Here is a 746-nt window from a genome sequence, read left to right on the forward strand (position 1 = left end):
GCAACCCCGGTGCCGTCGAGATCAAGCCGCAGCGGCAGGGTGTTGATGAACAGGCCCATGGTGCGGTCGGCACCGGCGCCGCCATGCATCCGGCCGAACAGCACCGTGCCGAACACCACCTGCTCGCGGCCGCTGCTGCGCGCCACCACCTGCCCCCAGGCCAGATGGCACAGGCTGGCCAGGCTCACCCCGAGCCGCCGCGCCTGTTCGCGCAGCCGCGCGTTGAGCGCCTGCGGCAGCACCCGATGCGCCTCGCCGACGCCGCTGCCGTCGCCGTAGACCTCGCTTAGCCCGAACGGCATGGTCGGCTCGTCGATGTCGGCCAGCAGCCCCCGGAAGAACTCTTCATGCGCCTTGGCATCAACACCAAGACGCGCCTGCGCCACCAGATTGCGGAATGGCAGCGGCGCGGCCAGTTCATAGGCCCGCCCCGCCAGCACGGCCCGCACCTCGGCATGCATCACGTCCAGCGTCGTGTGATCCCCGATCAAATGATGCTGCAGCTCCAAAAGCAGCCAGCGCCCGCTGCCGGGCTCGCGCGCGGTCACAAACCGCAACAAGGGCGCCCGGCCAAGATCGATCCGCTGCCGGCGCGGATCAAACCGGCGCCGGAGCTCATCGGCGCCGGGACCATCACAGCCATCCAGCTCGACCTCGCTCACCTCCAGCGACGCACGACGCCACACCACCTGGGCCGGGCTCGACAGTCCCTCCCAGACAAAGGCCGTGCGCAGGATGTCGTGCCG

Annotated in this window: 1 protein-coding gene; it reads right to left on the reverse strand. The window is 70.1% G+C overall.

Going from position 1 to position 746, the window contains the following annotated elements:
* A partial coding sequence (locus tag KIP88_RS45910; RefSeq protein WP_249791574.1) for a condensation domain-containing protein occupies positions 1-746 on the reverse strand: 746 nt, incomplete at both ends.

It is taken from the genome of Bradyrhizobium sp. SRL28 (assembly GCF_018596315.1).
Lineage (GTDB): Bacteria > Pseudomonadota > Alphaproteobacteria > Rhizobiales > Xanthobacteraceae > Bradyrhizobium.